The sequence below is a fragment of the Solidesulfovibrio aerotolerans genome (assembly GCF_009856865.1).
Lineage (GTDB): Bacteria > Desulfobacterota > Desulfovibrionia > Desulfovibrionales > Desulfovibrionaceae > Solidesulfovibrio > Solidesulfovibrio aerotolerans.
This window is the reverse complement of the sequence record NZ_WVUD01000036.1, coordinates 13,174-39,545: the sequence shown is the minus strand read 5'-3', so window position 1 is coordinate 39,545 and position 26,372 is coordinate 13,174. Positions and strand designations below refer to the sequence as shown.

At 64.1% G+C, this 26,372-nt stretch carries 18 protein-coding genes and 1 pseudogene; 11 read left to right on the top strand and 8 right to left on the bottom strand.

What is annotated here, in order from left to right:
* Window positions 1–487 precede the first annotated feature (487 nt).
* The 3 genes from GTA51_RS15855 to GTA51_RS15845 all read left to right on the top strand — a co-directional run bounded on the left by GTA51_RS15855 (window position 488) and on the right by GTA51_RS15845 (window position 5,056).
* Window positions 488–2,761, top strand: coding sequence for a methyl-accepting chemotaxis protein (locus GTA51_RS15855; protein ID WP_160962778.1), 2,274 nt, complete (start codon window positions 488–490; stop codon window positions 2,759–2,761).
* Window positions 2,762–3,014: 253 nt separating this feature from the next.
* Window positions 3,015–3,641 carry a uracil phosphoribosyltransferase gene (upp, locus tag GTA51_RS15850; RefSeq protein WP_160962777.1) on the top strand — a complete coding sequence of 209 codons (627 nt, stop codon included), beginning with the start codon at window positions 3,015–3,017 and terminating at the stop codon, window positions 3,639–3,641.
* 167 nt (window positions 3,642–3,808) lie between these two features.
* Window positions 3,809–5,056: a uracil-xanthine permease family protein gene (locus GTA51_RS15845; protein ID WP_160962776.1), complete on the top strand. Its 1,248-nt coding sequence runs from the start codon at window positions 3,809–3,811 to the stop codon at window positions 5,054–5,056.
* 373 nt (window positions 5,057–5,429) lie between these two features.
* Here GTA51_RS15845 and GTA51_RS15840 read toward each other — a convergent pair whose 3' ends face one another.
* Together GTA51_RS15840 and GTA51_RS15835 are read right to left on the bottom strand one after the other, a co-directional pair.
* Entirely contained in the window at window positions 5,430–5,738 is a 309-nt protein-coding gene (locus GTA51_RS15840) for a hypothetical protein (RefSeq protein WP_160962775.1), read from the bottom strand.
* 120 nt (window positions 5,739–5,858) lie between these two features.
* Entirely contained in the window at window positions 5,859–7,214 is a 1,356-nt protein-coding gene (locus GTA51_RS15835; protein WP_160962774.1) for a tetratricopeptide repeat protein, read from the bottom strand.
* A gap of 144 nt (window positions 7,215–7,358) precedes the next feature.
* Here GTA51_RS15835 and GTA51_RS15830 point away from each other — a divergent pair, with 144 nt between their 5' ends.
* The 5 genes from GTA51_RS15830 (at window position 7,359) to GTA51_RS15810 (ending at window position 12,848) form a co-directional block, all read left to right on the top strand.
* Window positions 7,359–7,832 carry an EF-hand domain-containing protein gene (locus GTA51_RS15830; protein ID WP_160962772.1) on the top strand — a complete coding sequence of 158 codons (474 nt, stop codon included), beginning with the start codon at window positions 7,359–7,361 and terminating at the stop codon, window positions 7,830–7,832.
* A 62-nt stretch (window positions 7,833–7,894) separates the two neighbouring features.
* Window positions 7,895–9,097 (top strand): bifunctional glutamate N-acetyltransferase/amino-acid acetyltransferase ArgJ, encoded by a 1,203-nt coding sequence (gene argJ / locus GTA51_RS15825; protein WP_160962770.1) that lies wholly within the window; start codon window positions 7,895–7,897, stop codon window positions 9,095–9,097.
* A gap of 327 nt (window positions 9,098–9,424) precedes the next feature.
* Window positions 9,425–10,060: an HD domain-containing protein gene (locus GTA51_RS15820; RefSeq protein WP_160962768.1), complete on the top strand. Its 636-nt coding sequence runs from the start codon at window positions 9,425–9,427 to the stop codon at window positions 10,058–10,060.
* A 3-nt stretch (window positions 10,061–10,063) separates the two neighbouring features.
* The gene (locus GTA51_RS15815) at window positions 10,064–10,534 is read left to right on the top strand and encodes a metallophosphoesterase family protein (protein WP_160962766.1); all 471 of its coding nucleotides are present in this window, start codon (window positions 10,064–10,066) and stop codon (window positions 10,532–10,534) included.
* 199 nt (window positions 10,535–10,733) lie between these two features.
* A complete protein-coding gene (locus tag GTA51_RS15810; RefSeq protein WP_160962764.1) occupies window positions 10,734–12,848 on the top strand; it encodes a methyl-accepting chemotaxis protein in 2,115 nt (704 codons plus the stop codon).
* 163 nt (window positions 12,849–13,011) lie between these two features.
* Here GTA51_RS15810 and GTA51_RS15805 read toward each other — a convergent pair whose 3' ends face one another.
* The 3 genes from GTA51_RS15805 to GTA51_RS15795 all read right to left on the bottom strand — a co-directional run bounded on the left by GTA51_RS15805 (window position 13,012) and on the right by GTA51_RS15795 (window position 19,668).
* Window positions 13,012–15,066, bottom strand: coding sequence for a cache domain-containing protein (locus tag GTA51_RS15805; protein WP_160962762.1), 2,055 nt, complete (start codon window positions 15,064–15,066; stop codon window positions 13,012–13,014).
* Window positions 15,067–15,758: 692 nt separating this feature from the next.
* Window positions 15,759–17,714: a SurA N-terminal domain-containing protein gene (locus GTA51_RS15800; RefSeq protein ID WP_160962760.1), complete on the bottom strand. Its 1,956-nt coding sequence runs from the start codon at window positions 17,712–17,714 to the stop codon at window positions 15,759–15,761.
* A 31-nt stretch (window positions 17,715–17,745) separates the two neighbouring features.
* Complete coding sequence (locus tag GTA51_RS15795) at window positions 17,746–19,668, bottom strand: aconitate hydratase (protein WP_160962758.1); 1,923 nt, start codon at window positions 19,666–19,668, stop codon at window positions 17,746–17,748.
* 279 nt (window positions 19,669–19,947) lie between these two features.
* Here GTA51_RS15795 and GTA51_RS15790 point away from each other — a divergent pair, with 279 nt between their 5' ends.
* Window positions 19,948–20,643 (top strand): YceI family protein, encoded by a 696-nt coding sequence (locus GTA51_RS15790; protein ID WP_160962756.1) that lies wholly within the window; start codon window positions 19,948–19,950, stop codon window positions 20,641–20,643.
* 299 nt (window positions 20,644–20,942) lie between these two features.
* On the opposite strand, the gene GTA51_RS15785 is transcribed toward GTA51_RS15790, so the two are convergent.
* Complete coding sequence (locus GTA51_RS15785; protein ID WP_160962754.1) at window positions 20,943–21,749, bottom strand: MogA/MoaB family molybdenum cofactor biosynthesis protein; 807 nt, start codon at window positions 21,747–21,749, stop codon at window positions 20,943–20,945.
* Window positions 21,750–21,848: 99 nt separating this feature from the next.
* Between GTA51_RS15785 and rfbA the strand changes: the two genes are divergently transcribed.
* Entirely contained in the window at window positions 21,849–22,718 is an 870-nt protein-coding gene (gene rfbA / locus GTA51_RS15780; RefSeq protein ID WP_160962752.1) for a glucose-1-phosphate thymidylyltransferase RfbA, read from the top strand.
* A 189-nt stretch (window positions 22,719–22,907) separates the two neighbouring features.
* Here the strand turns inward: rfbA and GTA51_RS20645 are convergent, their stop codons facing one another.
* Window positions 22,908–23,057 carry a hypothetical protein gene (locus GTA51_RS20645; RefSeq protein WP_170300343.1) on the bottom strand — a complete coding sequence of 50 codons (150 nt, stop codon included), beginning with the start codon at window positions 23,055–23,057 and terminating at the stop codon, window positions 22,908–22,910.
* A gap of 233 nt (window positions 23,058–23,290) precedes the next feature.
* On the opposite strand from GTA51_RS20645, the gene GTA51_RS15775 reads away from it, so the two are divergent.
* Window positions 23,291–25,894, top strand: coding sequence for a GAF domain-containing hybrid sensor histidine kinase/response regulator (locus GTA51_RS15775; protein ID WP_160962779.1), 2,604 nt, complete (start codon window positions 23,291–23,293; stop codon window positions 25,892–25,894).
* Here GTA51_RS15775 and GTA51_RS15770 read toward each other — a convergent pair.
* Window positions 25,857–26,357: pseudogene (locus GTA51_RS15770) on the bottom strand (magnesium chelatase subunit ChlI family protein); the annotation flags it as partial. The gene GTA51_RS15775 and the pseudogene GTA51_RS15770 sit on opposite strands and share 38 nt — an antisense overlap.
* Window positions 26,358–26,372: the final 15 nt, after the last annotated feature.

The window sequence follows — 26,372 nt, the reverse complement described above, 5'->3', positions numbered from 1 at the left end:
CCCGGCTGGTGCAACGAAATCTGTTTCAGCAATGTGAAATTCTCGACCTCATTGACCCGCGACGGCAACGCTTAAAACCAAACAATTCTAGCAGGCTATCTCTTCTAAATTAGCCGGACAGAAATGAAATGGAATGGCACTGCGTACGCAATGCGCACCGCCACAAGTCTCTGGCCGACCACGCAAGCACTGTTGCAGCAGCCGGGCCGCAACGGCGGCGTTCGTCGCCGCAGCCGGCACGCCCTGAAAATGGTGTTGCCACGGTTGGGGTGATTCCTGGCTTGCCTTGTGACAAAGTTGATGCTACTTCGTTACAATCCGGTGCCGACTTCTTTTTCTGGAGTGGCGGCTGGCAAGCCCAGGCCAACGGTTAGGCGACCTATTTTGTTGTTGTAATAACAATGTTCCGCAATGCAAGGCCTGGGTGTGGGTGATGGCATAACAGTGGTTTCGAATGTAACTACCGGATCCGAGGCGGGAGAAACCCATGCAACTGAAATCGATCCAGGCTAAAATTATCTTGCTCGCAGGCATCTGTCTGCTGGTCACCGCCGCCGCCCTGGTCGGCTATGGCCTGTATTCTTCGGGTCAGACCCAGGAGTTCGTCTCAAAGCGGGTGGGAACTTTGCTGGAAGACGAGGCCAAGCGCAATCTCGGCTCCCTGGCCGCCACCCAGGCCGCAGTCATCCAAAGCGCCCTGGAAGACAACCTCGTCACCGCCCGCACCATGGCCAAGACTTTTGAGGTGCTGCGCGAGCAGTATGCCCGCGCGGCGACCGACCCGGATGGCGTCAAAAATCCGGTGCGCAACGTACTCGAAACCATCCTGGTCGAAGTCCTTAAAAACAACCCGCAGTATCTGGGCACCTATTCGGCCTGGGAACCCGGCGCGCTGGACGGCCGGGACACGGAATTTGCCGGCGCGGCCAAGGATAATCACGACGAGACGGGCCGTTTTGTGCCCTATTGGAACCGCGATCAGGCCGGCAAGATCGCGCTGCAGCCCCTGGTCGAATTTGAAAGCCAGGACCGCCACCCCAACGGCGTGCGCAAGGGCGGCTGGTATCTCTGGCCGCGCGAATCCGGCAAGGAAAGCGTGCTCGACCCCTTTCCCTATATTGTCCAGGGTCGCCAGGAATGGCTGACCACCCTGTCTGTGCCGGTCAAAAAAGACGGCAAGTTCCTGGGCGTGGCCGGTACTGATCTGCGGCTTAATTTTCTCCAGGAGTTGTCCAAAAAGGTCGATACCTCCCTGTACGGCGGCCAGGGCGATGTGGCCATCATCAGCCATGACGGTCTGGTCGTGGCCAGCAGCGAGAAGCCCGAGGCTGTGGGGCAGGCTTTAAGCGTTATCTCAAAGGATTGGGAAGATCTGGCCAAGGGGATTAAGGAAGGCAAATCCATGGTTGACGTCAGCGACGTCACCGGCCTGTACCGGGCTCTGGCCCCCATCCAGCTTGGCCGCACCGACCGGCCCTGGGCCGTGCTGGTCCGGGTGCACGGCAATATCGTGCTGGCCGAAAGCAAGAAGCTCGACGCCGAGATGGCCGCCCGGGGGCATGAGACCACCGTGTGGCAGATCGGCGTGGGCCTTGGGGTCGCGGCGGCGGCGCTGGCCGTGCTGTGGGTTTTTGCCGCCAGCCTCGTACGCCCCCTGCGTCAGGCCACGGCCTTTGCCGGCAAGGTGGCCGAGGGCGATTTCACCCAGACCCTGGCCATCAATCAGGTGGATGAGACCGGCGTTTTGGCCAAGGCGCTCACGCGCATGGTCGATAACCTCAAGACAATGATCGCCCAGGCCGAGGAAAAAACCCGCGAAGCCGCCACCGCAGCCGAGCAGGCCCAGGCTGCCGTGGCCGAGGCCGAGGTGGCCCGCAGTCAGGCGGCCGAGGCCCAGCGCCAGGGCCGGCTCGACGCGGCCGCCCGGATTGAGGATGTGGCCCGGGCCGTGTCCGACGCCTCAGGTGCCTTGGCCTCCCAGATTGACCAGTCCAAGGAAGGGGCGGACATCCAGCGCCAGCACGCCGGCGAAACCGCCACGGCCATGGAAGAGATGAACGCCACGGTGCTCGAAGTGGCGAAAAACGCCTCCGAGGCGGCCCAGAGCGCCGGCACCGCCCGGGACAAGGCCAACGACGGGGCCGGCATGGTGCGTCAGGTGGTGGCGGCCATCGGGGCTGTCCAGGACCGCGCGGCCGCTCTTCGCACCAACATGGATGCGCTGGGCCAGCAAGCCGACGGCATTGGCACGATCATCGGTGTCATTTCCGACATTGCCGACCAGACCAACCTGCTGGCCTTAAACGCCGCCATCGAGGCTGCCCGGGCCGGCGACGCGGGCCGGGGCTTTGCGGTGGTGGCTGACGAGGTGCGCAAACTGGCCGAAAAGACCATGACCGCCACCAAGGAAGTGGGCGCGGCCGTGCACGCCATCCAGGCCGGGGCCAAGTCGAGCATCGACGGCGTCGAGGGCGCGGCCCGGGCTGTTGATCAGGCCACGGAGTTGGCTGGCCGGTCGGGTACTGTGCTGGAAGAGATCGTGGCCATTGTGGAGAGTTCCGCCGATCAGGTGCGCTCCATCGCCACGGCCTCCGAGCAGCAATCCGCCGCCAGCGAGGAGATCAACCGGGCTGTTGAGGACATCAACCGCATCTCCGACGACACGGCCCAGGCCATGGCCCGGGCGGCCGGGTCCGTCGAAGAGCTGGCGGAGCAGGCCGAAAATCTGAACCGGCTGGTGACATCCCTCAAGGCCGGCTGATCGCGGCGTCCCCGCTTGTGCCGGGCGGGGAGGCGGCCAAAGCCGTTTCTCCGCCCGGCCTGCCTTTTTATCTGCGGGGCCTTGTCCCGCGTTGCCTCTTGACCCCACCGGCCCAAGCCGGCACAACGCCGGCTAAACGCAGTCCGCCCGCCGCCCCCCCCGCCGGGGCGGCCTGGGGCGGTTTTCTGGTGTAGCCATACGCCAGCCGGAACCGGCACACCCGCCTCCACCGTAAACACCCGCAGGAGCTGCCATGCCCGTCACCGTCGTCGATCATCCCCTGGTGCGCCACAAGCTTGGCTTGCTGCGTGAAAACAGTATCAGCACCAAAAATTTCCGGGAACTGGCCAACGAAATCGGCCGGTTGCTGACCTACGAGGCCACCAAGTCCCTGCCCACCGAGAAAAAAATGATCCACGGCTGGGCCGGGCCGGTGGAAGTGGACCAGATTGTCGGCAAAAAGATCACCGTGGTCCCCATCCTGCGGGCCGGCCTTGGCATGATGGACGGCGTCATCGACATGATCCCCGGGGTCAAGGTCAGCGTGGTCGGCATGTATCGCAACGAGGAAACGCTGGAGCCGGTGCGCTATTACGTCAAGCTGGCCAAAAAAATCCACAAGCGCCACGCCATGATCCTCGATCCCATGCTGGCCACCGGCGGCACCCTTATCGCCACCATCAATCTGCTCAAGGAAGCCGGCTGCCGGCGCATCATGGGCCTGTTTCTGGTCTGCGCCCCGGAAGGGCTGGCCCGGCTGGAAAAAGAGCATCCCGACGTGGCCATCTATACCGCCGCCATTGACGAGCGCTTAAACGAACACGGCTATATCCTGCCGGGCCTGGGCGATGCCGGCGACAAGATTTTCGGCACAAAATAGCCACGGCACGGACTCAATTTCATTGGGATAACGACTGGTACTGACGTCGCTCTATCGAAATATCAACGATTGGGAATGTCGCTACATCGGAATAACAACAGGCACGGACGTCACTGCATCGGAGCGGCCGGTCAGCCGGCCACGGGCCATGTGACGAGGAGGGAGTGATGACGCAGGATTCGGGGAGCGACTACAAACTGCGGCTGCGGGATTTCCCCGTGGGGGCGCAGATGCTTTTTGTGGCCTTTGGGGCGCTGGTGCTGGTGCCGCTCTTAACGGGCCTTAATCCCAACGTGGCCCTTTTTTGCGCTGGTGTAGGCACCTTGATCTATCAGGTGCTTACCAAATTTCGCATCCCGATCTTTTTGGGTTCGTCGTTCGCCTTTATCGCACCCATTATGTATTGCGTGAAGACCTACGGCGTGCCGGCCACACTCGGTGCCCTGGCCTGCGTGGGGTTTGCCTACATGCTGGCGGCGCTGGTCATCAAATGGCGGGGCGTGGGCTTTCTCCTCAAGCTTTTGCCCACCATCGTCACCGGGCCGGTCATCATGGTCATCGGCCTGATCCTGGCCCCGGTCGGCGTGTACATGGCCATGGGCAAGACCGGCGACGGCGCGGCTGTTTTGTACCCGCAAACCATGGCCATGGGCGTGTCGCTGTTTTCCCTGGCCGTCACGGTGCTGGTGGCCATCCGGGGCCGGGGGCTGTTGCGGCTGGTGCCGATTTTGTGCGGCATCGGGGCCGGGTACGCGGCCAGCCTGTTTCTGGGGATGGTGGATTTTACGCCTGTGGCGGCTGCGCCGTGGTTTGCCATGCCGTCGTTTGTGGGGCCGGAGTTTAACCTCGACGCCGTGCTCATTATCGTGCCGGTGGCCATTGCCCCCATCATCGAGCATTTCGGCGGGGTCATTGCCATTGGGCAGGTGACGGGGCGCAACTATCTGGAGAATCCGGGCGTCCACCGCTCGCTTATGGGCGACGGCGTGGCCACGCTGTTGGCCGGCTGCCTGGGCGGCCCGCCGCTGACCACCTATGCCGAGGTCACGGGTGCGGTGTCGCTGATTAAGATTTATAATCCGGCGCTCATGACCTGGGCGGCCGTCACTGCCGTCTGCCTGGCCTTTGTGGGCAAGCTCGGGGCGTTGCTCCAGACCATCCCCACGCCGGTCATGGGCGGCATCATGCTGCTGCTGTTCGGTGCCATCATGGTGGTCGGGCTTAACTCCCTGGTGCGCGAGGGGGCTGATCTCATGGAGCCGCGCAACATGGCCATCGTGGCGCTCATTATCGTTTTCGGCATGGGCAAGATGGCCTTTTCCTTTGGCGGCATTCACCTGGAAGGCATCGGTCTGGCCGGCGTGGTGGGGGTGGTCTTAAACGCCGTGCTGCCCCGCTCGCCCAAAGACGCCTGACGGCTCGGCCGGCTCCCGATCGAAAAGCCCCTCGGTTCGCCGGGGGGCTTTTTTTTGCGGCTGGTTGGCGCGGTGGGCGCACGGCCTTGGCCCTGGGATCGGCTGGCACGCCGGTTGCTAGAGAGAATGCCAAGCGGAGGTTACGCCCATGTTCGTAGAAAAACTTATCCTGGTATCCCTCGTGGTTGTGTGTTGCTTTGCCTTGTCCCGAATGGCCGATGCCGTGCTCAAACCGCAATAGCTGTTTAACGAAATAAGAAAGTGAAACACCGTCCCCGCCACTTTGGCGGGCTGGCGGCCGTTTCCCCAAAGAGCCGGCCTTGCGCCGGCTCTTTGGTTTGGGCGCACCCGTTGTCCAGGACGCGGGTGCCGCTTATTTCACCGGATTCTTGCTGCGACAGGCCCGTTCCACTCCCCAGACCTCTTCGTCGCGGGCCACCGCCCCGACGTTGGTGATGAGGCAGTCCAGGGCCGCCTGTGTGTACTCCTTGCACTCCGGGGCGGTTTTATCCTGAAAACGGCAGCGGCAGGCCCGGCGCATGAGCATGCCGCCGTCCAGTGAAGCCGCTTTTTTGGCGTACAGCATGGCACAGTCAGGATAATTCTTGGGTCCAAAGGCCTGGGCCGAAGCGGTCGCAGCCATGGACAAAACGAAAAGCAGGGCGAGAAATAATCGGATCATAGCGAACTCCTTGGCACCTCCGGTGGAGGTCTTGTTACAGCTTGTCGCAAGAGGGAGAGCGCGTCAACAGAGCGCGGCACAGGTTGCGGCGACGGTGCGGGCCGATACCCGGGCGTGCGCTTACCAGGGGGGGGCGCCCTCGCCGGCCGGCGTGGTGGCGGCCGGTGGCGCTGGCGGTGTTGCCGGGGCAGTCGCGCCCGGTGTGGCTGCTGTAACGCCGGCCTTTGCCTTGCGTGCTTTTTTGGCTGGCGGCGCAGTCGGCTTTTCGACCGCATCCGGCGGCGTCGGGACTGGCGGCACCGTGGCCGGCGTCTCGGCCGGGGCGGCCGCCGGCCCTGGAGCCGGGGGCGCGGCGGAGGTGGCTGCGGCGTCTGCGGCCTTTGCCTTGCGCGACTTTTTGGCTGGCGGCGCAGCCGGTTTTGCGACGGTATCCGGCGGCGTCGGGATTGGCGGCACCGTGGCCGTCGTCTCGGCCGGGGCGTTGCCCTCGATGGTGCCCTTGCCGGCCGCCTTGCCCGGCTGCACCGCTTTTTTTGTCGCCCCGGCAGTCCGGGAGACCGTTTCCCCGCCGCTGGGGCGGTCCCGACGAGGCGAAACCCCTCTGGCCTCCCCGGGCTGGGCCAGCGGCGGCATGATGGCCAGCCCCAGGGCCTTGGCCGCTGCCGCATTGCCCGGGTCTGCCGCAAGGGCGCGCTCGTAGGCCCGTTTGGCCTCGGCCGGCCGGTCGGCCAGGGTCGCGGCCAGGCCTTCGTCCTCGGCCAGACGTGACAAGAAAAATCGCGCCCCCGCCGCGTGCGGGTCGATGGCCAGGGCTTGCCCCCAGGCGCTGGCCGCCAACTGCGGCTGGCCCTGGCGGTGATAGACCAGCCCGAGCAGTTCCAGGCAGGCGGTGCTGCGCGGTTCAAGTTCGAGCGAGCGTTCCAACTCCAGCCGGGCATTGGCCGGGGCGTTTAAAAGCCAGAAGGCATAGCCGCACAGAAATCGGACCAGGGCGTCGTCGGACCCGGTCTGCTGCACCGTGGCCAAAAGGCCGACGCCTTCGGCCGTGTGGCCGTCCTCCAGGGCGGCCAGCCCAAGCCCGAGAATGCTTCGGATGTTGCCGGGATCGGCCTTGGCCAGGGCCGCGAAACGCCCGGCCGCCGCCGCCGGCTGCCCGGCCAGCAGATCCAGGCAGCCAAGGCTCCACAACGCAAAAAGATCGTCGGCCCGCGCCGCCAGGGCTTTTTCCAGTTCCGCCCGGGCGGTGGCGGCTTGGCCTGCGCCCCAAAGGGCCAGCCCCAGCCGGGTGCGGGCATAGGGATTGTCCGGGTCCAGGGCCAGGGCCTGGGCAAAGCTCTGGCTCGCCAATTCAAAGCGACCCCGCAACAGGGCCTCGGTTCCGATGAAAAGCTCGTTGTCCAGGGAGGCGGCCCGGACCGGGACAGGGGCGAGGGCGAACGTCGCTGCGAGCAGCAACGGCAAACAGGCTTTGTACATGCCCGGGGCTTGGCAAAGCAGCGGGGGACTGTCAAGACCGGGTATGGCCGGTCGCTCGCGTTTGGTGTAAACAAAGACCCCGCGTTGCCCGATTTGTCCGGGGGCAAGGGAGTGCCGGCGAGGACCGGCCAAGGAGCGTTGCCCATGCGGCAAACCACCCGTTATGCAGCCGTATTGGCCCTGGCCGCAGCCCTTGGCGGTGCGGCCTGCACCGCCACGAGTCCGCAGACGCCGGCCCGGGTCGCCCAGACGTCCTATCCGTCGCCGGATTTGCCCCAGGGGGAAGCGGGCGCAACGGCTGGGCCGGCCCAGTCGCCTGCCGGCGGGCCGGCTCCCAGGCTGGCCGAGCGCCCCCTGGCCGTGCCGGCCCCGGTGGCCAAGCCGGCCCCGGTTCCGGCTGCGGCCGCTCCTGCCGCCGCGCCAGGACAGGCCGCCCGCTTTGAGGCCCTGGACGCCGACCGCAACGGCCGGGTCACCCTGGAAGAATGGCGCAACGTTCAGGAACGCGAATTTCGCCGCTTCGACGCCAACAACGACGGCGTGATCACCCGCGAGGAGCTGCAAGCGCCGCCGCGCAACCCCGTCGCCCCGGCGGCCAGTCCCCGGGCACAGCCCTGACAGGTTGGTTGGACGAGCAGCAGCCCAAAGACGAGACCCTGCAATTGCGATAAGGAGCACCTATGCCTTCGTCCGTCATCCCTGTGCCCAAAGGCTTTTCCTTCGCCACCGCCGCCGCCGGTTTCAAATATAGCACCGGCCGCGACGATCTGGCCCTGATTGTCAGCGACGGCCCGGCCGCCGCTGCCGGCGTGTTTACCCAGAATCTGTTCCAGGCCGCGCCGGTCACCGTGGCCAAGGGGCACATCGCCACAACCGGCGGCCATGCCCGGGCCATCCTCATCAATGCCGGCCAGGCCAACGCCTGCACCGGTGCCGCCGGCATCGCCGATTGCCGCGAAACCCTGGCCCTGGTGGCCAAGGCCACCGACCTCTCGCCCAACGAGATCCTGCCGGCCTCCACCGGCGTCATTGGGGCGCGGCTGAAAATGGACAAATGGAAGGCCGTCGTGCCTGCCCTGGCCGCCAGCCTTGGCGAAACCTCGCCCGTGGCGGCGGCCAAGGCCATCATGACCACCGACGGATTCCCCAAGATTGCCTGGGGCACGCTGGTCACCGACTCCGGCGAAGTGCGGGTGCTCGGCATGGCCAAGGGTGCCGGCATGATCGCCCCCAATATGGCCACCATGATCGGGGTGCTGTTGTGCGACGCCAAGGTCGGGTCGCTGTGGTGGCAGGAGGCCGTGGCCGCCGCTGCCGACCGCAGCTTTAACAGCATCACCGTGGACGGCGACACCTCCACCAACGACTGCGTCCTGGCCCTGGCCAACGGCGCGTCCGAAGTGGTCATCGACTCGGCCGAGGGCCGGCAGGCCCTGCTGGCGGTCATGGCCGACGTGTGCCAGACCCTGGCCGCCATGCTGGTCCAGGACGCCGAGGGCGGCACCAAAATCCTGCGCATCAAGGTCCGGGGCGCGGCCTCCCACGCCGACGCCGAACTGGCGGCCCGGGCCGTGGGCAATTCGCCGCTGGTCAAGACGGCCTTTTTCGGCCGCGACGCCAACTGGGGGCGCATCGTGGCCGCCCTTGGCCGCAGCGGTGCCGTGTTTGATCCCGAGGACGTCGCCGTGCGCATCGGCGGGGTGCCGGTCTTTGAGGGCGGCATGCCCGTGGCCGATGACCTGGACGCGCTGCTCGCCCCCCACATGCGCCGGGGCGAAATCCCCATCGACGTGGAACTGGGCGGCGGACCGGGCCGCTACCTGCTGCTGGCCTCGGATCTGACCTACGACTATATCAAAATCAACGCCGACTACCGCACGTAGGCCATTTGGGAAGGTAGAAGACGAAGAATGCTTCCGGCGGCCGGGAGGGGGTAACCCCCTCCCGGACCCTCCCTGGCAGGGGTAAAGGGGGGAGGGCGTTGCCGCGACGGTGGACGGGGACGCGCGAGCGAAGAGGGCAGAAGCGTGCGACGGTTCGGCTCGACCGACGAGCGCATTTTTTGCTCCTGGCACCGTTGCAATAACGCCCATAACCACTTGAAAAACTTCTCCTATCAAGGGGGTCCGGGGGGGGTATCCCCCCCGGCCGCCGGAGGCGAAAAAGTACCGGCGTCTGCCCGGTTGGCCGGGCCGCAGAGAGAGCAAAGCATGACGACTGAGGATCTGGGCAAGGTGGACATGAGCGACCGCGACCGGCTGACCCGGCTGGCCGATCTGGTTTTCGAGGCCGGTATGCTGCGAAAGACCCCGCGCACCGGCTATCAGTTCCTGGGCTCGGGTTCGGAAAACGTGGCCGAGCACAGCTTCCGCACGGCGCTTATCGGCTTCACCCTGGCCCTAAATGCCGGGGCCGATCCCTACCGCACCATGGCCATGTGCCTGTTTCACGATCTGCACGAGGCCCGCACCGGCGATTTCAACTACGTCAATAAGCTGTATAACGCGGCCGATTCCCGCCGAGCGATGACCGACGCACTGGCCGGCACGGGGCTGACCGATGTCGTTATGCCCCTGCATGACGAGTTGGAGGCAGCCGGCAGCCTGGAAGCCAGACTCGCCCAGGACGCCGACCAGATCGATCTGATCGCCAATTTGAAAGAAGAGCTGGATTTGGGCAACCGCTACGCCGCCGCCTGGATCGAAGCGGCCATGGCCAGGCTTCGCACCGAACCCGGCCGCCGGCTGGCTCAGACCCTGGCCGAGACGGATCACGCCGAATGGTGGTTTAACGGCCCGGATAAACAGTGGTGGAACCGCAAAAACGGCGTGGCCCATAAGGACTGACCCATGCGGGCAGCGGTTATTTCCGACACCCATCTGCGCGCCCCCAACGCGTTTTTTGAGGCCGTCTACGACCGCTGGCTGGCCCCGGCGGATTATATTTTCCACTGCGGCGACCACACCGGCTTTGCCGTCTGGAGCCACCTGCTCCAGCATCCGGGGCATGTGTCGGTGGCCGGCAACTGCGACGGGTATGATCTTGGCGCGCAGCTGGAACCGCTGGCCGAGCGGATCATTGCCGGGAGGCGCGTGGCCGCTGTCCACGGCTGGGGGCCGCGTCCGGGCCTGTCGGCGCGTATCGCCGAAGCCCTGGCCGGCCGCTTTGACGTCATCTTTTTCGGCCACTCCCACACTGCCGAGAACACCCTCTATGGCACCACGCGGCTTATTAATCCCGGCGCGCTGACCCCCGGCGGCAGTCTGGCCCTGGTGGATTTTGCAGACGACGCGGTTCGGGTGGAGTTTGTGTCGGTCTGAGGGGCCGGTGCCGCAAACACTGCTTCGCCACACTCTTGTGACTGAATCGACACATGATGTATGGATACTCATACTCATGAAGAAGTGGCATGCGGTGCAATCTGTCTCTTTAGTCGTATTGATTGGAGCGTATCGCTTTTGTTTTGGGCTGCTGCAGAATCAAATTTGGAATTGACCGTTTAAGCACAAGGACGCATCCATGCGATCAATCAAATTCAGAATAATGCTCCAGCTCGTTCTGGTCATTTCCATTCCAACCACTATCGTTTTAGGGATTATATTCAATACCATCTACAATGACACGCTGGCTCTCCATGTTGGCGCAATCCGAAAGGAAATAGGCCAGTTGGAAAACGCCATGGCGATTTTCATGGAGCAGTCCAAGCAGAACGTGCTGCAACTGGCTGGCGATCCCCTGCTGCGTCGGGTGGACAACACCTTGACCTCGTATGTCGCCACAACGCAGAAGGTAAAGTCCGTCCCCCGCCCTGACGACGGCCTGGGCCAGGAGATCACCGCGCTTTTCACCCGGGTCCAGGTCGCCCACCCGGCCTATGTGGAAGTCTTTTTCGGTTCGCTCGACGGCGGCTTCGTCTCCAGCGTGCCCGGGGAGATGCCCGCCGGCTATGATCCCCGCAAGCGCCCTTGGTACCAGGAGGCCCTGCCGACCCCGGACGTGCCCATTATTTCCAAAGCCTATATGTCCACCACCGGCGAGGCCGTGGTCAGCGTGGTCAAGGTGGCCGTGGAAAAGGGCAGGGTTCTTGGCGCTGTGGGCGTGGATATCTCCCTGGGCGTGCTGACCGACATTGTCAAAAACATCCGCATTGCCCAGACCGGGTATGTAGTCTTTGTCCAGGGCGACGGTGTGGTCATTTCCAATCCGAGAAACGACAAGCACAATTTCAAAAAAATTGGTGAATTGGGCGTGCCGGCCCTGGATGCGGCGTTTAAGGCCCCAGACGGCCACAGTCTGCTCGACATGGACGGCAAACGCTATCTGGCCCTGACGTCCACGGCCAAGGGGCTTGGCTGGAAGTTTTTGACCTTTGTCGAATACGACGAACTGGTGGGGCCGATGCAAAGCCTCATGTGGAAGGCGGCCCTGGGCTTTGCCGCCATCCTGGCTGCCATCTGCGTCGTTCTCTCGTTATTCTTTAATGCCGACGTGTTTCGTCCCCTGGGCCGGATGATCCGGCACCTGGAGGCCATCGGCCGTGGCGACTACGCAGCGCGTTTGACCGTGCGCCGCCGCGACGAGATCGGGCAGGTCTATGAGGCCCTCAACCAGACTTCGGCCACCCTGGAAGCCAACGTCAGCCAGATCATGGCCAAAACCGCCGAGGCCGAGAGCAAGGCGGCCCAGGCTGAAGCCGCCGTCACGGTGGCGGAGCAGGCGACGGCCGGGGCCGAGACGGCCCGGGTTCAAGGCATGCTGGATGCCGCCAATCATCTGAAGGAAGTGGTCGGCATCGTCTCCTCGGCCTCGGCCGAGCTTTCGGCCCAGATCGAGGAATCCTCCCAGGGCGCCGAACACCAGTCCGGCCGCATCAACGAAACCGCCACGGCCGTGGAGGAGATGACCGCTTCGGTGCTGGAGATCGCCCGCAACGCTGAAACCACCGCCCGGCTGGCCGAGCAGTCCAAGGCCGCAGCCGCAGAAGGCGGCCGGCAGATGGAGCAGGTCAAGTCCGACGTGCACGGCATCAGCGTCGGTTTCCAGGCAGTCTATGATTCGGTGTCGGATTTAAGCGGCAAGGCCGACGGCATCGGCTCCATCGCCCAGACCATCGAGGATATCGCCGACCAGACCAATTTGCTGGCCTTAAATGCCGCCATCGAGGCGGCCCGGGCCGGGGATGCCGGCCGGGGCTTTGCTGTGGTGGCCGACGAGGTTCGCAAGCTGGCCGAGAAGACCATGAGCGCCACCAAGGAAGTGGGCGAGGCAGTGTCCGGCATCCGGCGCGGCGTGAGCGGGACGCTCACCGGCATGGACCGGGCCAAGCAGACCATAGAACAGTCCATGGCCCGCACCGATCAGGCCGCCCAGGGGCTGGCGGGCCTTTTGGATATGTTCGGCCAGTCGTCGGATCAGGTCCGGGCCATTGCCACGGCGGCCGAAGAACAATCGTCGGCCACCGAGGAGATCAACCGCCATATCGAGGAAATAAACGGCAGCGCCTCGGAAACGGCGGAAGCCATGCGCGAGGCGGCCCGGGCCGTGGCCGAACTGGCCGAGCAGGCAGTGGTCTTAAACGACCTCATCCGCTCCCTGGAAGGCCAGAGCGCGACCCGCCGGCAACTGCCGGCTTAGCAGCGGTTGCTCCGGCATACTTCCAAAATGGCCCTGGCGCGGCAAACGCGCCAGGGCCATTTTGCCTCTGGGCCGCTGGTACACGGCAACTGCCATGGCCTTGCGAGCGCCGGGACAAACTACTTGGAAAACGACGGCCCGGGATGCTCGTGTGCTCTCCGGGCTAAATGCGCACCCGTATCACCCCGAGCAGATCGTTGGTATAGCCGTCGCCGCGCTTAAATTCCCGGTAGCCGGCAGAGTGGGCGCAGCCCACGGCGTAGAGCTGCTCACCCTCGGCCACCAGATGGGCGGTGAGTTGGCCGCAGGACAGTTGGCAGAACACCCCGGCCAGATCGATGACGTCTCCCGGAGCGTGCTCCGGGTTGGTCGAAGCCACGATGCGCCCGCTTGGTTCCACAAACATCCCTTCCGAGCCTTCCAGGATGCCACCCTGGCCGTCGCGGGGCAGGCAGTCGGTGAGCATCGAGAGAAACTGCGGCTCGGAGTCAAAGACCACGCCGATACCGCCGACAACCGTGTCCGGTCGCGCCAGCGAGGTGATGGGGGCGTTGTAGATGTAGGTGTGGCGCGCCAGGCCGTCGGCCGACGTATAGAGGTCGGTGGTCTCGAAAGCAGACACCCGGTAGAGCTGGGAGTCGGTGATGGACAGCGTCTCGGCCACGTAGGGCTCGTGTAACACCCGGCCTTCCCGGCGATGCTCGTTCGGGTTGGAGCAGGCCACGACGTGGCCTTCACGATCATAGACAAACAGGTTGGAATACACGGTGTAGAGGCTGTTTATATACGCCAAAATCTCGCGCATGCGGTTGCGGTCGGCCTCGCCAAGGCGCGGCTGGTCCAGGAATCGGCGGAAGTCCGAGGTCAGCGCCCACCAGCGGCAATCGTTGGCCCGCTCGTAGAGGTTGCGGTCCATGATGTCGATGGCCAGGGCGGCTAAGAATTGGGCGTCGTGCAGCCGCGAGGACGTGACGAGCCGCAGCAGATCGCCGGTGGATTCCTGGAAGACATGCTGCACCTGATCGCCGATTTTTTTGACCTCGCCCAGCACATGGGGCAGGGCTTGGGCCTCCACCCGCTCCGATACATCGGCCTGGACCGACTTCTTGGCCGCCATGATCTCGCCGTTTTGCACCACCAGTTCCAGGTCCGACAGCACGTTTTCCGACGCTTCCTCCACCTCGATGAGCCGGGCCGAGAAGATGGCGTTTTGCCGGATGGCTGCCTCGTCAAAGTCGTGGCCGCTTCTATCGTTGCGAAAGGCTGTGGCCACCCGTTTTTGCACGTGGCCGTACCAGGGCAGGCCGATAAAGCCCTGATAACCCTTGGTGGCCAGCGTCTTGGCCAGATACGGCTCGCCGCCAAGCTGGGCCATGTGGAAGGCGTCGCGCAGGGCCAGGGGATACCTGCGGCCCTGGGGAGCGTTCATCGCATCGCTTGTGGCGATGGCCCGGCCGGTCTCGTCGAGAATCATGATGACGAGGTCGTCGGACGAGCGTTTGAGGCTCTCAAAGATGCCGGCCATCTCGCCTTCGAAATCAAACAGCAAGGCCAGGACGCCAAGGGGAGCGCCGCTTGCCGGATGGCGGATGGCCTGGGAATAGGCCAGCACGTCGCCGCGTCCGGGGGCCAGATCGGTTGGGCCGTAGGTCTCCACATACTGCTCGCTGTCCATAGCCTGGGCCAGGAGCGGATCGGCGCAGTGCTGCAGCGGGTTTTGGCGGTCGAGGTGGGCGCGCACCGTGCCGCCGGCATCGATCACCGCAATCTCCCAGTAGACGGTATATTTGTTGCGGTACTCGGCCAGACGCTCCTCGATGGCGGCCACGGCGTCCCTGGTGTAATCGCCGGCGAGCAGGAATTGGACGATGTCGTCGTCAGTGGCCAGAAACCCGACGTCGGCGGTGCGCTCAAAGAGATTGCGCTTGAGAATGTCGATGGCGACCTGGGCCACGGCGGCGATTTCCAGCACCACTTTCTGGGTGTTTTCCAGCACCAGGGTGTCCAGCAGATTGCGTTGCAGGCTGGAGAAATTGTCCTGGGTGCTGCTGATGAAGTCAATCAGCGTCTGGGCGATGCGGCTGCAATTGATTTTGCCGGTAAGGGTGGCCCGGGTCCACTGGCGGTCCAGACGGCCGAGGACGTTTTGGCACGCATCGACCGAGTTCATGGCCCGCAGCAGTGTCTGTTCGTGGCGTTTGACGAGTTCCCTGTCCATGGGCGAATACTCCTCTCCCTGGTGGGTCGGTCCGTGGGCGCGCACCTGTTCGGCAGCGCCGATTCCAGGCAAGACCAGGCACGATAGGGTTTGTACATGTCGCAAACATGTACAAACCGAGACGGTTTGGGTTTAAAACGCGTAGGCTGGTATGTGTCGCCACTGTGCACTGCCGGTGCGCCGTGAAAGCCGTACCGGGAACAGTTTTTGCTGCTGGCGAAAAGAGAATAACAGGGGCTTGGGATCGTAAAAAGGGTCGAATGCCTCTCCCCCACTCGGAAAACACTGGTTTTCGTCCCAAAGCGCGCCACTAAAACCACTGTCTTGTTACAAAGTCAACGCTGAACCGTGCGGTGCCCGTGACGCCGATGCCACCAGACCGTGACTTGCCATGGCCTTGCCACGTGCCATTGCTGCGGATTTTTTTGGGGATTGAAAGCCGGAATAACAGCCGTTTTTTCCCAGGGAACAGCCCGCGCCGGCCAACGGCAGCGGGCCTGGCTGCGAGGGCGTCGGGGAACGTGGACAACCAGGCCAAGCGCTACACAGTGCGGGTGAGTACCGCAACGACGCTGACGGTCGGGTGTGGCGCAATCAGGGCAAGGCCAGAATGAAAAAGTGGGTGAGCCACAACAAAAAAGGGGCGCAGCCGGCAGGCTGCGCCCCTTGCGTGTGCAAAGAGAGGCGGGTGCTTATTTGACGGTCACTGCGCCGGCCGGATTCCCTGCGCTCTTGGGCTGCGGTCCCAGGATGGCGTCGTTGACGATGACCACCTGGGCAGCCTGCTGCAGGGTCTCAAGATAGGAGCGGAAGAGTTCCGTCTGCTTGGACTGGGTGAGGGTGGCCAGCCAGCGTTCCTTCTCCTTGTCCCACAGGGCCGGATCGGCCGGGATGCGCTTGTCCAGGCCAGCCAGCACATAGGCACCGGATACGCCGAAGGCCGGCTTGAACCAGCCCGGCTCCCGGGCCTCGAAGGCTGTCTGGACCAGCACCGGGGCCATGCCCAGGCCGGGGATGAAGCCCTGGCGGGTAAAAGGCGCTGACGTCGTAATTTTGGCTTTATTTTCGGCCAGCACGGTCTTGCGGCCGTCCTCGGTCTCCATGGCCTTGGCGGCTTCGTCGGCCTTGGCTTTGGCGCGTTTCAGCCCCTCTTCCTCGGTCAGCCGGTTCTTGATGACATCCTTGACGGCGTCCAGCGGCTCGACGCCCGGCTCTTTGACCTCGTTGGCCCGCACCAGAATAAACCCGTCCTGGGTGGACAGGGGCGTGTCGGCGGTCTGGCCTTTTTTGAGGGCAAAGACAGCTTCCAGAGCCTGTTCGGACAGGCCGAGGTTGGCGGGCGGGTTGTCCTTGGCAAAGAATTCGGAGGTATTAAGGGCCAGCTTCTCCGCAGCCACGGCCGCTTCCAGGGCTTCGCCCGAGGAAAGCTTCTCCTGGATCACGTCCAGGGCCTTGGTCAGCTTGTCGGCGGCGCGCTGTTCGGCCAGATCGGCGCGGATTTCGTCCTTGACCTCGGCCAGGGCGCGCTGGCCGGCGGCCTGATGTTCGCCGCCCTGGATCAGATGCAGCCCCAGGCTGGTGCGCACGGGCTCGCTGAGTTCGTCTTTTTTCAGGCTGAACGCCTTGTCCTCGAAGGGGCCGAATTCCTTGGGCAGGCTGCCCTTGGGCAGCCAGGCCCAGTCCTCGCCGATGATGCCGTCGGCGTTGGTGGGCTCTTTGGGGATCAAGGTGGCGAAATCCGTTCCCTGGCGCACTTTCTCGGCCATGGCCTTCATGCGCGCTTCGGCGGCGTCCACCACGTCCTTGGGGGCATCCGGCGGCAGCATCATGAGGATGTGGCGCACATGGACCTGCTCGGGCCGCTCGTATTTCTTCTGGTTGGCCTTGTAATAGGTTTCAATATCGGCCTCGGTGATTTCTGCCGGCTTGGCCATGGCCTTGGGCGTGAATTCCACGAAATCGATCTTGACCTGGGCCGGCGTGGCGAATTCGTCTTTGCGGGCGTCGTAATACGTCTTTATCTGCTCGTCGCTGATCGTCACGCCCTTGGCGAAATCGGCCGCTGTGAAGGGAATGTAGTTGATGACGGCCTGCTCGCGCATGAAGTCGAAAATCGAGCGGGCTTCCGATTCGGCCACGACAGCCGGCAGTCCGACAAAGGCCACCAGTTTTTCCAACAGGAGCTGCTGGCGGAAATCGGCCTCGAACTCGCCCGGGGCCACGCCGTTGGCTTTGAGCAGATTTTCGTAGCGTTTGGGGTCAAACTGCTTGGACTCGTTCTGGAAAGCCGGAATCTTGGCGATTTCGGCCCGCAACTCGTCGGCGGTGATGGCCATGCCGAGTTTATTCGCCTGCTCTTCGAGCAAGCGGGTGGTCACCATGTTTTGAAAAACCTGCCAACGAAAACCGCCGTCCTGCAGTTCCTTGTCCGTAACGTTGGGGTTTTTGTTTTTCACCAGCCGCATGTTTTCCTGATAGGCCTTTTCGTAGTCCTTGATCAGAACGGGCTGGTCGTCCACCGTGGCTAAAATGGTGGCCTTGTCGCCATTGAAATTGCCAACGCCCCAGAAGACGAAGACAATGATGATCAGTCCGAAGACGATCTTGATGCCCCAGGATTGGGCGTATTTCCGCATCGGGTCGAGCATGGGTTCTCCTTAGCGCGCTGGCGCCGTTTGTTTAGGCGCGGGCCTGACGGACCTGATTGAGCAGGCCGCCGGCTTTGATGATGTCGAGTTCCTTGGCGGTCAGGTCGTTAACGACCATGACTTCGCCCACGCCTTCCACGGTCATGGGCGCGGGCTGGCCCGGGGCCAGGGTCGCTGTATCCAGGCGAATGCCGGCTGCGGCCGGGATGCGGTCGTAGTCGGCTTTATCGACGAGCAAAAGCGGCAGGATGCCGAAATTGACCAGATTGGCCCGGTGGATGCGGGCCATGGACTTGGCCACCACGGCGACAACGCCGAGATAGCGCGGGCCAAGGGCGGCGTGTTCGCGGCTTGAGCCCTGGCCGTAGTTCTCGCCGCCAAGGATGACGCCCTTGCCGAGCTCTTTGATGCGCGCGACGAATGCGGCGTCCACCCGGCTGAAGATGTATTCGCTGATGGCCGGGATATTGGAGCGAAGGGCCGTGATCTGGGCTCCGGCCGGCAGGATGTGGTCGGTGGTGATGTCATCGCCGACTTTAAGGGCCACCGGGGCCTTAATGACGGCCGGCAGGGGACCAAAGGGCGGCAGCGGGGCGATGTTGGGGCCGCGCTGGATCGTAACCGCCGCGCCGTCGGCCGGGGGCGGCAGGAACAGATGGCGGATGCTGGGCACCTCGGCCGGGAAGTCGGCCTTTTCGGGCGCGTCGCCCCAGGTGGCCGGATCGGTGAAGGCACCGCGCAAGGCGGCCAGGGCTGCCGTCTGGGGGCTGACCAGATAGACCTGCCCGTCCTGGGTGCCGGAGCGGCCTTCAAAATTGCGGTTGAACGTGCGGGCCGAAACGCCGGCCGAGACCGGCGAACCGCCCATGCCGATGCACGGGCCGCAGGAGCATTCCAGCAAACGCGCTCCGGCGTCCAGCAGCGGCTCGATAAGGCCCTCGGCGGCCAGCATCTTGAGCACCTGCTTGGAGCCCGGGGAAATAAGCAGATCCGTGGCCGGATCAATGCGCTTGCCGGCCAGTATCTGGGCCACGGCCTTTAAATCGGCGTAGGACGAATTGGTGCAGGAGCCGATGCAGACCTGATCGACCTTCATGCCGTCAAGATCGGCGATGCGGACCATGCGGTCGGGCATGTGCGGTGCGGCAGCCAGCGGCTCGAGAGTCGACAGGTCGATTTCCACAACCTCGTCGTAGGTCGCACCGGCGTCGGCGGCCAGGGGGGCGTAGTCCTCGGGCCGGCCCATGGCCGTAAAAAACGCCTTGGTCACGTCGTCGGACGGGAAAATCGAGGTGGTCGCGCCAAGCTCGGCCCCCATGTTGGTGATGACGGCGCGCTCGGGCACGGACAGGGTGGCCACGCCCGGACCGGCGTATTCCATAACCTTTCCGACCCCGCCCTTGACGGTCAAAAGGCCCAACAGGTGCAGGATGACATCCTTGCCCGTGGCCCAGCCCGGAAGCTGGCCGGTCAAATGGATCTTGACCACCTTGGGCATGGAAATGACGTAGGGTTCGCCGGCCATGGCCAGGGCCACGGACAGGCCGCCGGCACCCATGGCCATGGAACCGACTCCCCCGGCTGTGGGGGTGTGGGAGTCGGAGCCGACCAGCGTCTTGCCCGGCTTGGCGAAATTTTCCAGATGGAGCTGGTGGCAGATGCCTGTTCCGGCCGGGGAAAAGGTGATGCCGAACTTGGCGGCCACGGTGCGCAGATAGGCGTGGTCGTCGGGATTGCGGAAACCCATTTGCAGGGTATTGTGGTCAACGTAGCTGACGGAAAGTTCGGTGCGCACGCGCGGCAGGCCGATGGCTTCAAACTGAAGATAGGCCATGGTGCCGGTGGCGTCCTGGGTGAGCGTCTGGTCGATGCGAAGCGCGATCTCGGCCCCGGCGGTCATTTCGCCGGAAAGCAAGTGCGCCTTGATGATTTTCTGGGTCAGATTGAGGGCCATGGAAGGGAGTCCTTTTGGTCTGAGGGAAAGGATAAAATGTCCGGCCTGCATGCCTCCCCGCGCCGTAATAGTCAAGTGGTCCGCAGCTTGGCGCACCCTCGCTTCCCGTTCTGTCCTCCCCTGGTCTTGACGATGCGGTCAAAACGGGCGCACAAGGGCAGCATCACCAAAAGGGTCCTGCGCACGAATTGAAGCGACGGCAAGGCCCCGCCCAAATGGCGTTTCGACACCGACGACATCCTCTATACAGTGCCTGCCAAGGCATAGGAGAACACCACCATGCGTCATTTCCATTTGTCCTGTCTGGCCGGTCTGGCCCTGATTGCCCTGCTGGCGGGCGCGGCCCTGGCCCAGTCGGCAGCTGCACCGTCCCAGGAAACCCAGCCGGTGGCAGCCGCCCCGGCCAAAGCCCCTGACGCCGCACCAGTCACAGACGGCGCAACGCTCGACCCGCCGCATACGGCCGCCACCTTCTGGATCCGCCACATCGTGGCCCCGGTGGCCGGACGCTTCAACACCGTTTCCGGCACCATCCACATCCCGGCTAAGGATATGGCCAAGGGCCGGGTGGCCTTTTCCGTTGCAACCCAGAGCGTCGATACCGGCGTGGCCGCCCGGGACACCCATCTGCGCACCGCCGAATTCCTGGACGTCGCCGCCTACCCGGCCATGACCTTTACCGGAAGCCGCATAGCCCCGGCCGGCAAGGACAAGGCCAATGTGTCCGGCACGCTCACCATCAAAGACGTGGCCAAGACCGTGACCATTCCGGTCGCGCTGCTGGGCACCAAGCCCCATCCCATGATGCCCTGCGTGGACGTGACCGGCTACGAGGCGTACTTTTCCATCAACCGCCTGGACTACCATGTGGGCACAGGTAAGTATTTCAAGATGGGAGCAGTTGGCGACGTCACCGACATCCGCGTCAGCGGCGAAACCCTGGCCGCACGGCCGGGCTGCGTCAAACCGCAGTAGCCGCAATTGAGGAGAGAAGGCAGAAGAGGCGAAGAATGCCTCCGGCGGCCAAAGGGGTGACCCCTTTGGAATCCCTCCTGGAAGGCAAGGGGTTAAGGGGGAACGGCGTGGCCGCGACGGTGGATGGGAGCGGGCAAGCCTGCCGTGCTGGCTGTCCAGGCCGGGAGCCGGCCAGTGTGCCAGCCAACGTCCAAAACCCCTAAAAACTTTTCCCGGTGGGGGGTCCGGGGGCCTCAGGCCCCCGGCCGCCGGAGGCATCTTCGTCTTCTCTTCTACTCTTCTCTTTTCTCTTTCACCCCTTACAACTGGGCACAGTCGGCGGGATCGCCGCGCAGTTTGTCCAGGCCGTGGGGGATGGCTGGCAGGATGGCGGCCAGGGTTTCGTGCACGGCTTTGGGCGAGCCGGGCACGTTGACTATGATGGCCTGGCCGAGGGTTCCGGCCACGGCGCGCGAGAGCATGGCGTGTTTGGTCTTGGCCAGGGAGGCGAGCAGCATGGCGGTCTCAAAGCCAGGCAGGCGCTTTTCGATGACGGCCTGGGTGGCTTCGGGGGTGGAGTCGCGCGGGGACAGGCCGGTGCCGCCGGTGGTGACCACGAGGTCGAAGCCCTGGGTGAGGGCCAGATCGACCAGCAGGGCTTTTAATTCCCCGGGTTCGTCGGGCAGGATGTGGCCCTGGGTCAGGCACAGGGTCAGGGACTCGGCGCAGGCGGCGGCAATGGCTGGTCCGGCGGCGTCGGCACGAAGGCCCTGGCTGCCCTTGTCGCTTAAGGTGATCCAGGCCAGGGCCAAGCCGGTTTTTTGGGCTGAAAAGACCGTTTCGCCGGCCGGCAGGCGACCCGGGGTCAGCGCCTTGGCGCACAACATCCGGCTGGCCGGGATGTCGCCGCAGCCTGGGCGGCTGGCAACGCCGATGATCTGGAGCGCCGGGCTGCCGGTTGGCGGGGTCAGAATGGTGCCCACGGCCAGTCGCGGCAGGCGGCCGGCGGTGCTGACGAGGGCGGCGGCGGGGATGTCGTAGGCGGCAGCGCTCTCCAGAATGTGGATACGACTGTCGGCGGTGAACTCAATGGCATCGTGTGCGGACAGGGTGAGGGCGCTTCCCATGGTGGCATCCTTTGCGGGCCTTGCGGTTTTTTGATGATTGGGTCAAAAGCAAGCCAACGATACGTCCGGGAAGGACGGCTTATCAAGCGAGGAAAACGGATGAAAGGTATCATCTTGGCTGGCGGTTCCGGTACGCGGCTGTATCCCATCACCCGGGTGGTGAGCAAACAGCTTTTGCCCATCTACGACAAGCCCATGATCTATTATCCGCTGTCCGTGCTGATGTTGGCCGGCATCCGGGACGTGCTCATTATTTCAACGCCCACGGATCTGCCGCGCTTTGCGGAGATGCTTGGCGACGGCAAGAGCCTGGGCATGTCCTTTTCTTACAAGGTGCAGCCCAAACCCGAAGGGTTGGCCCAGGCCTTTGTGCTCGGCAAGGAATTTATCGGCAACGATACCGTGTGTCTGGTGCTGGGCGACAACATCTTTTACGGCCAGGGGCTGGCGTCTGTGCTGCAGCGCTGCTCCAAGCTCACCGAGGGCGGCGTGGTTTTTGGCTACAAGGTGCGCGATCCCAAACGCTACGGCGTGGTGGAATTTGACGCCGGGAAAAACGTCATCAGCATTGAGGAAAAACCTGAGCAGCCCAAGTCCAAGTTTGCGGTGACGGGGCTGTATTTTTACGACAACGACGTGGTGTCGGTGGCCGAGGGGCTCAAACCGTCGCCCCGGGGCGAGTTGGAGATCACGGATCTCAATAACGTCTATTTGCAGCGCGGCAAGCTCAAGGTGGAATTCCTCGGGCGCGGCTATGCCTGGCTCGATACCGGCACCCATGAGTCGCTGCTGCATGCGTCGAGCTTCGTGCAGGCCATCCAGGAGCGCCAGGGGGTGCTGGTGGCCTGCCTGGAGGAGATTGCCTACCGCATGGGTTATATTAACGCCGATCAAGTGGCGGTTTTGGCCAAGGATATGCTCAAAAACGACTATGGCCAGTACCTCATGGAGATCATCAGCGAGGCGTAGCGCTCGTTCCGGGCGGGATTTTTTGAAGCGGGGAGGCAGCTCCCCGCTTTTTTTGCGTCCGGGCCGGGCAGGATAGCCTTCAAAGAAAGCCCGCCCAGCGGCTTTCGGGCCACGGGGCGGCACAAGACAAAAAGCCGCCCGAAGGCGGCTCAAATAACGGTCTGTCCGATGCCGGGCATCGGATGCGGTCTAGTGGTGGTCTTCTTTGAGGAACTGGCGGATGCGGATGAAGGCCACCGTGACGATGATGGCCATGTAGACATAGATGGCCGTGACCCCGAAGAAGCCTTGATCGGTGGAATGGCCCATGTTCGTGACGAGTTCCGAAACCATGCTCATAGCTGCTACTCCTTCGGGTCGAATGGCGTGAAATTGGTGACGAAGTCAATACGCCGGACGGTGTGTCCCGTCAACCTCCCTATCGGCTTTTCCGGGGTTTCCGGCCGGGATTGCGGCGCGGCCGGCGGCCGTGCCGGACGGTTGGGTATCGGTCGGGTGTCGGTGGTTGCGAAAGGCTCTTCCGTTTTTGGTGCAGGCGGGTTAGGTGTAAAGAATTGGTGAGGTTCTCCGTGATGCACCTTTTGCGCCCACAGCCCCTTCGGGATAAACTTGCAGCCTGTCTGGCCGGAGTCGCCACGTCCGGCGTCCTGGCGGCAGGGCTGCTTGCGGGGGGGTATTGGCATCTCCACTTGTGGCCGGGCGAGGGCAGCCGGGCCTTTTGGATTTTCGCTCTGGCCATGTTCTTTTTTGCGATTGTCCCCGGGCTGCTGGTTGCGGCCCTGGTGGAACGAAATCGCCGGCTGCGCCAGGAGTTGTCGGACCAGAGCGCTGCGGCGGCCAGGACCAGCGTTGCACTCGATCACACCAATCGGGCGCTTTTGGCCTTAAGCGCCGTCAATCACGAATTGATCCGGGCCACGAACCGCGACGACTTGCTGGGGCGCGTGTGTCAGGCCCTGGTGGACCAATCCGGCTACAGTCTGGTCTGGGTGGGGCTGGCCGAACCCGGGCCGGACAAGCGGGTGCTGGTGGCGGCCCGGGCCGGCCAGAACGCAGAGTGGCTGGACAGCCTTGGCGTGCATTACGACGACTCGGCCCGGGGGCGTGGCCCCACCGGCACAGCCATCCGGGAAGGCCGCGTGGTTTTGATGTCGTATAGCCAGGATGATCCGGCCTTTCAGAATTGGCCGGACAGGCCGCCGCCTTTGGCGCTTTTCCAGTCCGGCATGGCCTATCCGCTGCGCGTCGGCGGCCGGGTGGTCGGGGCTGTCAGCATCTTTGAGCGGGTGCAACGGGATTTTAGCGACAAGGAAGTCGCGCTGCTGACCCAGATGGCCGACGATATTGCCCACGGGCTGCAATTTTTGCGGCTTGGCCAGAGACGCGAACGGACGTCCCGGCTGCTGCGCCAGGCGCTGTTGACCGGTGCGGCCATGTCGCGCACAGCTTTGGACCTGGCTCCTGGGGGGCAGGATCTGCGCGAGATGGCCGGGCGTCTGCTCCACCAAGCCCTTTGGCTGACAGGCAGCCGGTTGGGGGCCGTTGGCCGGGTGTCCAGCCCGGCCGGGCGGCTGGACTGGCTGTCTGTGACCCAGCCGGACGGGAGCGTGGGGCCGATGCGCCCCGAAGACTGTGATCTTTTTGCCGACGACGCCGGGCAGTTCGGCGGTCCCTTTGCCGCCACGCTCAACTCCGGCGCAACCATCCTCAATAACTCCACGACGACCTTGGAAGGCTATGGTCCGAATCTGCCCGGTCTTGACCGGGTCGAGCGTTTCCTGGTCTTGCCGCTGCACCCGGCGGGGCAACCTTCCAAGGGGCTGATTTTCCTGGCCGACGCCGGGAGCGACTATGCCGAGCGCTCGCTGCGGGCGGTGGGGCGGCTGGTGGTGCTTTTTGAGATGGCGGCGACCCGGCGGTGGGTGGAAGAGGAGCTTATCGCGGCCAAGCGCCGGGCCGAAGCAGCCAGCGAGGCCAAGACCCAGTTTCTGGCCAACATCAGCCACGAATTGCGCACGCCCATAAACGGCATCCTCGGCATGGCCCAACTGGCGGTGCTGGAGGGCGGGGCCGAGGGGCAGATGGAATACTGGCAGACGGTGCGCGACTCCACGGACCGGCTGGTGGAGATCGTGGACAATCTGCTGGAGCTGGCCAACGTCGAGTCAGGCTCCCTGTCGCCTATGCTGCGCGAGTTTGGCCTGCGCCGGCTGCTGGATTCGATGCGCAATTCCTTTGCCGTGCGGGCCGGGCTGGCCGGGCTGACCTTTGACCTCGACGTGGATGCCTCGCTTCCCGACAAGCTGCTGGGCGATCCGTTCCGGTTGCGCCAGATTCTGTCCAATCTCATCGACAACGCCATCCGCTTCACGCCCACCGGCGGCATTGCGGTGCGGGTGCGGCGTTTTGATGCGACGGCCCAGCCGGTTCATACCAAGCGCGTTTTTGTGTCCGCCGATTTCAGCGGCCTGAGTCTCGTTGTCAGCGTGGCCGACACCGGCATCGGCATTGCGCCGGAGAAGCAGGCGACCATTTTTGAGAGTTTCACCCTGGCCGAGGACTATCTGACCAAGCGCTACGGCGGCACGGGTATGGGCCTTTCCATTGCCCGCCGGCTGGCCGAGTTGCTTGGCGGCAGTATCTGGGTGGAGAGCCAGCCGGGGTATGGCAGCACGTTTTATCTGACCGTGCCGCTGTGGCCGGTGGCTGCTTCGGCGGATGCGGCCGATGCGGAGGCGGCCGAGCCGGTGCATTTGCCGCCGCTGCGGATCATGGTGGTGGAGGACGAGGCCATCAACCGCCTGGCCTTGGCCCGTGGGCTGCGCAAGCTTGGCCACGATGTCATCGAAGCGGGCAACGGCGAGGACGCCTTGCGGCGGCTGTCCATGGAGCCGGTGGATTTGGTGATCATGGACGTGCAGATGCCGGTGATGGACGGATTGACGGCGGTATCGCACATCCGCAACGGTGAGGTGCCCGGGGTCAACCGCCGATTGCCGGTGGTGGCGCTGACGGCCTACGCCCTGGAGGGCGACCGCAAGCGGTTTTTGGACGCCGGCATGGATGAGTTCGTGACCAAGCCCTGCGACATGGACCAGCTCCTGCGCGCCGTGGCCAAGGTGCTGGAGGTGCGGCCGGCTACACCAGCCGCTGCCGGTCCAAACTCCGCAAATTGACCGCTTCGGCCAGATGCTCCACCCGCAGTTCGGCCTCGGCGTCGAGATCGGCGATGGTGCGGGCGATGCGCAAAATCCGGGTGTGCGACCGGGCCGACAGGCCAAGCCGCCGTACAGCACCCTCCAGAAAACCATGGCCCTCGGCCGTGAGGCGGCAGTGGACCGCCAGATGCCGCCCCGAAAGACGGCCGTTGACCGTCAGCGGTTGTCCGGCATAGCGCTCGGCCTGAATTTCGCGCGCCGTTAACACCCGCGCCCGCATGACCGCCGAGGTCACCGGCGAGGCGTCGGCCTTGAGATCCTTGTACGGCACAGCCGGCACTTCCACTTGCAAATCGATGCGGTCCAAAAGTGGCCCGGACAGGCGCGAACGGTAGCGCCGCACCTCGGCGTCACCACACGTGCAGGCGTGGCGGTCATCGCCCAGATAGCCGCAGGGACAAGGGTTCGGTACAGATTTCAAACTCAATTTATTCAG